Origin of the sequence: Actinomadura sp. BRA 177 (assembly GCF_013372625.1) — a bacterium.
In the GTDB taxonomy this organism is placed as follows: Bacteria; Actinomycetota; Actinomycetes; order Streptosporangiales; family Streptosporangiaceae; genus Spirillospora.
This window is the reverse complement of record NZ_JABXFD010000534.1, coordinates 41481-50197: the sequence shown is the minus strand read 5'-3', so window position 1 is coordinate 50197 and position 8717 is coordinate 41481. Positions and strand designations below refer to the sequence as shown.

Here is an 8717-nt window from a genome sequence, read left to right as displayed (position 1 = left end):
GATCTGCTGCGGTTACCGCACCGGCGAACTCACGAGCCTCAGGCATGCAGACAGCGTTGCACCACCCAACGTGATCACGTACAGGAATCGTTCGATCGCTTACCGAGATCTAGCTATGTAGTACTAGGACGCCTAATGTCCGACTTGTTCTGTTCGTCCTCATTTGCTGGTCAGCGGGCCGTGCCCTGGTTCACCGTCGTCGCGGTGACCGTGCCGTCCTCGCCCTTCGTCCCGCGGACGGTTACGGTCGCGCCCGTGTCGAGGTCCCGCAGTTCGCCGTCCTTGGTGATGCGGACCTTGGTCGTCCTGCCGGTCCGGACCCTCACGGTCTGGCCGGACGAGGTTCGGAGGTAGAGGGTGTTGCCGACGATCTTGGTTATGGTTCCGGCGGTCATTCCGCCGCCCGGCGGGCCGTTGCCCTGTCCCGGGGCTCGGGCTTCTGGGGCGCCGCCGCCTTCGGCTCCGCCGGTCGGCGAAGGGGAGCCGGACGACGACCATTTCTGGGCCTGCACTCCGCCCAAGAAGCCCGCGACCAGGATGATCCCGGCGGCAAGGTAGAGCGTCGGCCGCGACCGCCCGGTCGGACGCGCCGCCAGTGAGGCGTCGAGGTCGTCGTCGAACGGTGAATTGGCCAGCAGTTCCGCGTCCGGCATGGCGGGTGGTCCGTCTCCGCGAGAGTGGCTCACGGTTCTCCTTTGCTGGTCAGTCATGGCGGAGTGCCTCGATCGGACGGAGCCTGGCCGCGCGCCCGGCGGGGTAGCCGCCGAAGAACAGGCCGATCGCCACGGAGACGCCCAGGGCGAGGACGATCGACGACGGCACCAGGACGGGTTCGACGCCGGCGATCGGGAAGAGGCTGCCGACGACGCCCACGAGGACGCCGAGGAGCCCGCCGATGAGGCTGAGGACGGTGGCCTCCGCGACGAACTGGCCGAGGATCGCGCCGCGCGGCGCGCCGATGGCCTTGCGGATGCCGATCTCGCGGGTCCGCTCGGTGACGGTGACCAGCATGATGTTGGTGATGCCGATACCGCCGACGAGCAGGCTGATCGCCGCGACCGCGCCGAGCAGGACGGTGAACGTGCGGCTCGACTCGCTCACCGCCGACTGGACGCTGGCCTGGCTCGACACGGTGAAGTCGGTGGTGCCGTGGCGCTGTCCCAGGATCCCGGTGATCTCGGCTTGGGCGGTGTCGACGGCGTCGCTGTCCTGTGCCTGGACGATGATCTGGTCGAGGCCGCCGTATCCGGTGAGGGTCTCCTGGACGGCCGGGAGGGGTGCGACGGCGATGCTGTCCGGGTCGGAGAACGACGACGAGGACGACCCCGTCGCCTTCAGGACGCCGGCGATCGTGAACCGGATCCCGCCGACGTCGATCTTCTTGCCGAGCGGGTCGGCCCGTCCGAACAGGTCGGACGCGACGGTGCTGCCGATCACCACGGTCTTGCGCGCGGCCGTCACGTCCCCCTGAGTGAACAGGGCACCGGACGCGATGGTCTTGTTCGCCGCGCCGAAGTAGGACGGGGACGTGCCGACGAACTGGCTGATGGTCGCGCTCGTCCCCTCGTACCCGGCGGTAACCGACTGGCTCGTCACGACCGGCGAGGCGCTCTTGACCGAGGACGCCTGGAGGAGGGCCTGAGCATCGTCCGTGGTGAGGTCGTGGGCCTGGGTTCGGGGGCCGGTGCTCTGGTCGGCGCCGGCCGGCCCGCGGAACCCGCCGCCACCGCCGGTCGTGGACGGGGAGACGGTCAGCGAGTCGGCGCCGAGCCGCTGGATGCTCTTCTTGATCTGCTCGGACGAGCCGTTCCCGACCGCGACCAGCAGGATCACCGCGGCGACGCCGATCAGGATGCCCAGCGTGGTGAGGAAGCTGCGCAGCTTGTTGGCGGAGAGTCCGCGCAACGCGAACCGCAGGATGTCGAAGACGCTCAACGCGCGCCCTCCGTCGTCCACGAGACGTTGGGCGGCGGGCCGGTGACGGGGGCGCGGCGGACGTCCTCGACGATCCGGCCGTCCACCAGCCGGACGACGCGTTTGGCGTGCGCGGCGACGTCGTCCTCGTGCGTGATCACGATGATGGTGCGGCCGGCGAGGGCGAGCCGGTCGAAGACGCCGAGGACGTCGGCGGTGGATCCGCTGTCGAGCGCGCCGGTCGGCTCGTCGGCGAGCAGCAGCGCCGGCGCGGTGACGAGGGCGCGGGCCACGGCGACGCGCTGCTGCTGGCCGCCGGACAGTTCGTTCGGCTCGTGCCGGGTCCGGTCGGCGAGCCCGACCTCGCGGAGCGCGGCGAGGGCGCGGCGCCGCCGGTCGGCGCCCTTGATCCCGCCGTACGCGAGGGGCAGTTCGACGTTGGCCTGCGCGCTCATCCTCGGGATGAGGTTGAAGGACTGGAAGACGAACCCGATCCGCCGGTTGCGCAGGATCGCGAGGCTCCGCTCGTCCAGGCCGGCGACGTCGATGCCGTCGAGGAGGTAGCGGCCGGCGTTCGGCGCGTCCAGGCAGCCGATGATGTTCATCAGGGTCGATTTGCCGGAGCCGGACGCACCCATGATCGCCACGAAGTCGCCGCGTTCCACGGTCAACGTGACGCCCTGCAGAGCGTGGACGGCCGTTTCGCCCGTCCCATACACCTTGGTGACGTCGCGGAGGTCGAGCACCGGGGCCGGGCGGCGGGCCCGCGCCTGGACGGTCATCGGCGGCCTCCCCCGCCCGGCGCCCCACCGCCGCCGGGCGGACCACCGCCTGCGCCGCCGCCGGGGAAGCCTTGACGGCCGCTGGTACCGGACGTCCCAGGAGTGCTCGTGGACGTGACGACGACCTGGTCACCCTCCTCCAGACCCGATGTGATCTCGGTGCCCTGGTCGCCCTTGACTCCGACCTCGACCGTGACGGTGCTCTGCTTGCCGTTCCGGACGACCGTGACGGTGCTCTGCCCGCCGGCCGTCCTGACCGCCGCGCTCGGCACATAAAGGACGTCCTCCGCCTTCGCGACGGTGATCTCGACCGTGGCGGTCTGGCCGAGCCGGACCCCGGACGGGACGTCGCCGAGCGAGATCGTAGCGGGGAATTTCACGACATTGTCGGTGGTCGTCGGCGCCATCCCGATCGCGGTGATCTTGCCGGTGGCGGTCTTGCCGGTGAGCGCGTCGAACGAGACGGCCGCCGACTGGCCGACCTTCAGCTTGGTCGTGTCCGCCTCGGTGAAGTTCCCCTGGATCTGGAGGTTCGCAGTGTCGGCGATCTCCATGAAGCCGGAGCTCGACGAGGACGAAGACGAGGACGACGAGCCAGCCGGCGAAGACCCGCCCGAGCCGGAATCCGATCCCGAACTGGAACTCGAACCGCCGGAGCCGCCGGAGCTGCCGCCCACCGTCCCGTTGACGGCGGTGATCGTCCCGGCGAACGGGGCCTTCAGGACGGTCCCCTGGTAGGTGCGCAAAGCGGAGTTATAGGAGTTCTTCGCCTGCAGATAGCCGGCGTAGCCCTTCTCGGACGACGTGTCGCCCTTGGCGGCCACGGCCAGGTTCGCCTTGGCGAGGTTGACGCTCGCCAGCGCGTCGGTCTGGTCGAGCCGGGCGAGGACGTCGCCCTTCGAGACCTTCTCCCCCGCCTTGGCGTAGATCTTCGTGACCGTGCCGGAGGCGCCGAACGACAGGGAGCGGCTCTTGGCGCTCTCGACCGAGCCGGACGCCGACACCGACGACTCCACGGTCCCGCGCGCCACGCGGGTGACCCGGGTGGACGCGGCGGCGTCGTCACCTCCGTCGCCGAGGGTGAGGTACGCGGTGCCGGCACCCGCGACAAGCAGCACGCCGAGCGCGCCGTTGATGAGGAGCGTCCGGCGTTGAAACGGCCGATTCATGCGGATGAGGTTCTTGCTCGCGCATGTGGCTCGGGTGAGGCGAGAGTGAGAATCAAATGAGAGCGACGCAGGGGCGGCGGGTCGCGACGGGACGTACCGCAGAGCGCATGGCACGAGACGCGCAGCGGCGCTGGGATCTTGCGGGCGGGACGAGATTTCGCTGCCTGGCGACAACCTGCGGCGCCGTTCTTGTCACTGAACTCTACACCGCCAGATGGAACATCATGCGATGGTGTGATGCCTGTCGCTTTAGCGCCGTATGCCTTGAACATCCCCCGATTCCTACGCGACCGTAGGTTACGCAAGCGTAAGTTAACGCCATCGGGGAGGCAACGTGATCACCGCGACGCGGCGTCCGAGCGCGGGCCGGCGGATCGTGCAGGCGGCCCGGCTCCTCACGACACCGCTCCTGCCGGAGGACTACCTCGGCCTGGTCAACCCGCTGTGGTCGGCCACCGACCTGCGCGGACGCGTCGAGGCCGTCCGCCATGAGGCACCGGCCACGGCGACCCTCGTGATCAAGCCGGGCCGGACGTGGCCGGGGCACCGTCCGGGCCAATGGATCAGGGTCGGCGTGGACGTCGGCGGCGTCCGGCACTGGCGGACGTTCTCCCTGTCGTCCCCGCCCCGGCGGGACGGACGGATCACCATCACCGTCAAGGCGGCCCGCGACGGCTTCGTCTCCGCGCACCTCGTCAACGAGATCCGTCCCGGAACGATCGTCCGCCTGGCCCCGGCCGAGGGCGACTTCACGCTCCCGTCGCCCGTCCCCGGGAAACTCCTGTTCATCACGGCCGGCAGCGGGATCACGCCGGTGATGGCCATGCTCCGCCACCTCACCAACCCGGCGAACACGGCCGACGTCCACACTGGTGGCGGTTCGCCGGGCACCGCATCGCCGAGCTGGGGGACGATCTCGACGTCCGGATGCGCCGCGGAGTACGCGGCCGACGACCGCACGACCTGCAACGCGATTCCTGGCGGCATGCCCGACATCGTGGTCGTGCACTCGGACCGGACGGCCGGGGATGTGATCTTCGGGGCGGAACTGCGCAAGCTGGCCGGGGTGCGGCTGCACGAGCGGCACACGTCCACCGGTGGCCGATGCAAGCCGTCCGACCTGCCGGACATATGCCCCGACTGGGCGGAACGCGACGCATGGGCCTGCGGCCCCGGCGAGATGCTGGACGACCTCACCGCGTTCTGGCGCGCCGAAGGAGCCGAGGAGAAGCTGCGCGTCGAGCGTTTCCGGACCGTCCTGCAAGGCGGCGGCGAGGGCGGGCGCGTCACGTTCACCAGGAGCGGCGTCGAGGTGGACGCCGACGGGAGCACGCCGCTCCTGGTGGCCGGGGAGAACGCCGGCGCGCTGCTGCCGAGCGGCTGCCGGATGGGCATCTGCTACGGCTGCGTCGGCCGGTTGTGCTCCGGGCAGGTCCGTGACCTGCGCACCGGCAGGGTGCACGGCGAGGAGGGCGAGATCGTCCAGACGTGCGTCTCGGCCGCCGCCGGCCCCGTGGAAATCGAACTCTGAGGGGGACCCCCATGACCGACCATCTGACGACCGCGGACTACGACACGATCGCCGCCGAGCTGGACGCGCTGCGCGAGGAGATCATGTCCGGTCTCGGCGAGCGCGACGCTTCCTACATCCACCGGGTGATCCGCTGGCAGCGCGGCCTGGAGATCGCCGGCCGGGCGCTGCTGATGGCGTCCTCGCTGCCGCCCGCCTGGGTCGCCGGGACCGCGACGCTCACCGTCGCGAAGATCCTGGAGAACATGGAGATCGGGCACAACGTCATGCACGGCCAGTGGGACTGGATGCGCGACCCGAAGATCCACTCGACGAGCTGGGAGTGGGACAACGTGTCCCCCGCCGAGCAGTGGAAGCACTCGCACAACTTCGTCCATCACACGTTCACGAACGTCCTCGGCAAGGACAACGACGTCGGCTACGGCATCCTGCGCGTCGCGCCCGAGCAGCCGTGGAGCCCCGCCCACCTCCCGCAGCCGCTCTACAACCTCCTCCTCGCGATGTTCTTCGAGTACGGGGTGGCGCTGCACGACCTGGAGATCGACAAGATCCGGGCGGGGACGGCCGACATGGTGGTCACCAAGGACAAGCTGCGCCAGATCGGCCGCAAGATCCGCCGCCAGTGGGGCAAGGACTACCTCGCGTTCCCGCTGCTCAGCGGCCCGCAGTTCGCCTCCACGCTGGCCGCGAACTTCACCGCCAACGTCGCCCGCAACGTCTGGGCCCACATGATCATCTTCTGCGGGCACTTCCCCGGCGACGTCGAGGTGTTCGAAGAGGAGCGCCTCGACGGCGAGACGAAGGGCGAGTGGTACGTCCGGCAGCTGTGCGGCTCGGCGAACATCTCAGGCGGAGCGCTGTTCCACCTGATGACCGGCAACCTCAGCCACCAGATCGAGCACCACCTGTTCCCGGACATGCCGAGCAACCGGTACGCGGAGATCGCCCCGCGCATCCGGGAACTGTGCGACAAGTACGACCTCCCGTACCACACGGGCTCCCTCTCCAAGCAGGTCACGAGCACCTGGAAAAAGATCGTCCGCTACGCCCTCCCAACCCGCCAGCCCAAGGGCCGGCAGGCACCGTCCGGTACGCGGTAACCCGCAACCAGGCGGGGATCTCCCGGCACGCCGCCCGTCAGCCGAGGGCTTGAGCGACCGGGAGGTAGAGGCGGGACGGGTCGTTCGCGATGGGGGCGCCGTACTCCATGATCGTGGTGGTGAACGCGGGACGCAGGCCGCGTTCCTCCGCCCAGGCGATCAACTCCGGGTGCCGGTGGTCGATGTCGACCCGTACCGGCCCTTCGGGGACGACCTCGTCCACCAATGCAAGCGCGGTCTCGGCGTCCTGCGCGATGACGGGACCAACGATGACCCGGTCGTCGTTCCTCCACGCCCCGCCGTAGCCCACAACACCACGCTCATCCCGGACGACCCGTAGCGTCTCGCAGAAGAACGGCAGGCCCTCGACCACCTGCGACCGGTCGGCACCGAACACCTCGGTATCGAGCGCGTGGACGGCAGGCATGTCCACCGCCTCTATTGGCACGGACACACCCCGCCTGGACGGCCCGTCCGACACACCCTTATAGGTCGTGCACAGCCCCACGGCCTTGAACCCAAGACGCTCGTACAGCGGACGCCCATACTCCGTAGCGGTCAGACACAGACTAGCCGTGGCCGCGTTCTCCATGACGTGGCGCATCAACCGTCCGCCAAGACCACGCCGCTCATACCGCTTGGCGACCAGCACCATGCTGATGGCCGCGACGTCCTCGCCGTATGGGGTCGACACCACCGTCCCGGCGAGTTCCCCGTTTTCGTCGTCGACGCCGTAGACGTCCCCCACCGAGAACAGGAACCGCCACTTGCGGTCTTCCCGCCCCCACTCACGATCCCCGGCGAGCCGCTGACAAGCAGCAAGGTCATCAATCCCCAGCAACCGGACAACCCCGTCCACCACTCCCATGTCCGGGACGCTAGATCGCCCCCACCGACCCCCACAACCGAATTACGCGCGCCAGGTCACCACGTCGCCCGGTGTCTGCCCCGGTAGACCGGCCGCCGGGCGCCGCGTGCACCGCAGCGAACACGGTCACAGCGCCACCCCGGCTCCCGCTCAACTGCTGTTCCAGTTCACCGAACGAGCACGCTGTCACGCGCAACTGCACGGTCGAGGCGTCAGCCGTTCACCTGACGACTCGTCTTGGCGACCTCGGCGGGGACGTGGCCGACGGCCGCATCGAAAAGGAGGCGGCCCGCCGTGCCGACCGGCTTGCTTCCAGGGCTGTCCTTCTGCTGGAGGACGCCCACGTAGGGCCCGGCGTGCTGTTTCCACAGGACGACGGCCTTCACGTCCGTCCACGGAACGGAGAACGTCGTGGCGAGGAGGACCAGGCCCCCGACACCGAGCATCCGCGCGTCAGGACCGCGGCCCCGAGCAGCAACGCCACGTTCTTCAGCGTTGGGCCGTAGCGGACCTCGTACACCTCGCCGGGCTCCATCCCGATCACCTCCGCACGCCGAGCGTGGGGTGATCACAGTCCCGGGCCAAGGGGCGGCCGTCCGGTCAGTACACGTTGACGCCGAAGGCGGCCAGGACCTTCGTGACCGGCTGGAAGAAGGATGAGCCACCGGTGCTGCAGTTGCCGATGCCGCCGCCGATCCCCAGGCCGATCGCGATGCCGCCCGAGAAGTACGGGGCTCCCGGGGTGTCGCCGGGTTCCACGCAGATGTTCGTCCTGGCCAGGCCGGTGATCGTCCCCTCCGGGAAGCGGACGGTCTGGTTGATCGCCGTCACCGTGCCGCAGCGCACGCCGGTGGCAGGGCCGCTGCGGCAGACGCTCTGCCCGACGACGGGGCTGCCGGCGCCCGTGATGTCCTGGGAACCGGGGTAGCGGCGCACGCTACCGGGCCGCTCCACGTGCGGGTCGACATATCGGACGAGTCCGACGAGGTTCGTGACCGCGACGACCGTGCCGAGTTCCACGGTCAGGGCCGGGTCGGCGTACAGGGTCAGGCCCGCTTTCGCGCAGCCGCCCGCGGTGAGGAAGTAATAGGTGCCGTGCCGCTGCACGTTGAAGCCGAGCGTGCAGCGGACGCCACCGGGAGCGTAGATCGGCTGCCCGCCCTCGCCGCCGGGTGGGGCGGTGCCCGCGGAAGCAGCGGGTGCGAGAGCGGCCAGAACCACGGCGACCATGGCCATCGTGAGAATGCGGCGTAACACGGAACCTCCTGTGGGAGCCCAGGACGGCGACTCCCCGGAATGGTGCGTAAGAACGGACGTCCGGGCAAGGGGACGACAGTGCCAAGGTTGGCGGCG

The 8717-nt window shown here is 69.7% G+C and carries 9 protein-coding genes; 2 read left to right on the top strand and 7 right to left on the bottom strand.

The window, feature by feature from the left end:
* Positions 1-170: 170 nt before the first annotated feature.
* From HUX53_RS30630 to HUX53_RS30615, 4 genes are read right to left on the bottom strand one after another with little or no spacing between them, the layout of a single operon-like run.
* Complete coding sequence (locus HUX53_RS30630; RefSeq protein WP_176406695.1) at positions 171-653, bottom strand: DUF5666 domain-containing protein; 483 nt, start codon at positions 651-653, stop codon at positions 171-173.
* A gap of 49 nt (positions 654-702) precedes the next feature.
* The gene (locus HUX53_RS30625) at positions 703-1935 is read right to left on the bottom strand and encodes an ABC transporter permease (protein ID WP_176406694.1); all 1233 of its coding nucleotides are present in this window, start codon (positions 1933-1935) and stop codon (positions 703-705) included.
* Positions 1932-2696 carry an ABC transporter ATP-binding protein gene (locus HUX53_RS30620; protein WP_217920112.1) on the bottom strand — a complete coding sequence of 255 codons (765 nt, stop codon included), beginning with the start codon at positions 2694-2696 and terminating at the stop codon, positions 1932-1934. The genes HUX53_RS30625 and HUX53_RS30620 overlap by 4 nt, the downstream gene beginning before the upstream one ends.
* A complete protein-coding gene (locus HUX53_RS30615) occupies positions 2693-3865 on the bottom strand; it encodes an efflux RND transporter periplasmic adaptor subunit (protein WP_176406693.1) in 1173 nt (390 codons plus the stop codon). Before HUX53_RS30615 ends, HUX53_RS30620 begins: the two co-directional genes overlap by 4 nt.
* A gap of 334 nt (positions 3866-4199) precedes the next feature.
* Between HUX53_RS30615 and HUX53_RS41775 the strand changes: the two genes are divergently transcribed.
* A complete protein-coding gene (locus HUX53_RS41775; RefSeq protein WP_309237510.1) occupies positions 4200-5396 on the top strand; it encodes a ferredoxin reductase in 1197 nt (398 codons plus the stop codon).
* An 11-nt stretch (positions 5397-5407) separates the two neighbouring features.
* Positions 5408-6496, top strand: coding sequence for an acyl-CoA desaturase (locus HUX53_RS30605; protein ID WP_176406692.1), 1089 nt, complete (start codon positions 5408-5410; stop codon positions 6494-6496).
* A gap of 37 nt (positions 6497-6533) precedes the next feature.
* On the opposite strand, the gene HUX53_RS30600 is transcribed toward HUX53_RS30605, so the two are convergent.
* From HUX53_RS30600 to HUX53_RS30590, 3 genes are all read right to left on the bottom strand, one after another.
* Positions 6534-7364: a GNAT family N-acetyltransferase gene (locus HUX53_RS30600; RefSeq protein ID WP_176406691.1), complete on the bottom strand. Its 831-nt coding sequence runs from the start codon at positions 7362-7364 to the stop codon at positions 6534-6536.
* A gap of 212 nt (positions 7365-7576) precedes the next feature.
* Positions 7577-7810 carry a hypothetical protein gene (locus HUX53_RS30595; protein ID WP_176406690.1) on the bottom strand — a complete coding sequence of 78 codons (234 nt, stop codon included), beginning with the start codon at positions 7808-7810 and terminating at the stop codon, positions 7577-7579.
* Positions 7811-7964: 154 nt separating this feature from the next.
* A complete protein-coding gene (locus HUX53_RS30590) occupies positions 7965-8621 on the bottom strand; it encodes a S1 family peptidase (RefSeq protein ID WP_176406689.1) in 657 nt (218 codons plus the stop codon).
* Between the last annotated feature and the right edge of the window lie 96 nt (positions 8622-8717).

Coding starts and splice junctions, on each gene's coding strand:
- HUX53_RS30630 (WP_176406695.1), bottom strand. CDS start 653: ATGCCGGACGCGGAACTGCTGGCCAATTCACCGTTCGACGACGACCTC.
- HUX53_RS30620 (WP_217920112.1), bottom strand. CDS start 2,696: ATGACCGTCCAGGCGCGGGCCCGCCGCCCGGCCCCGGTGCTCGACCTC.
- HUX53_RS30615 (WP_176406693.1), bottom strand. CDS start 3,865: ATGAATCGGCCGTTTCAACGCCGGACGCTCCTCATCAACGGCGCGCTC.
- HUX53_RS30605 (WP_176406692.1), top strand. CDS start 5,408: ATGACCGACCATCTGACGACCGCGGACTACGACACGATCGCCGCCGAG.
- HUX53_RS30600 (WP_176406691.1), bottom strand. CDS start 7,364: ATGGGAGTGGTGGACGGGGTTGTCCGGTTGCTGGGGATTGATGACCTT.
- HUX53_RS30595 (WP_176406690.1), bottom strand. CDS start 7,810: ATGCTCGGTGTCGGGGGCCTGGTCCTCCTCGCCACGACGTTCTCCGTT.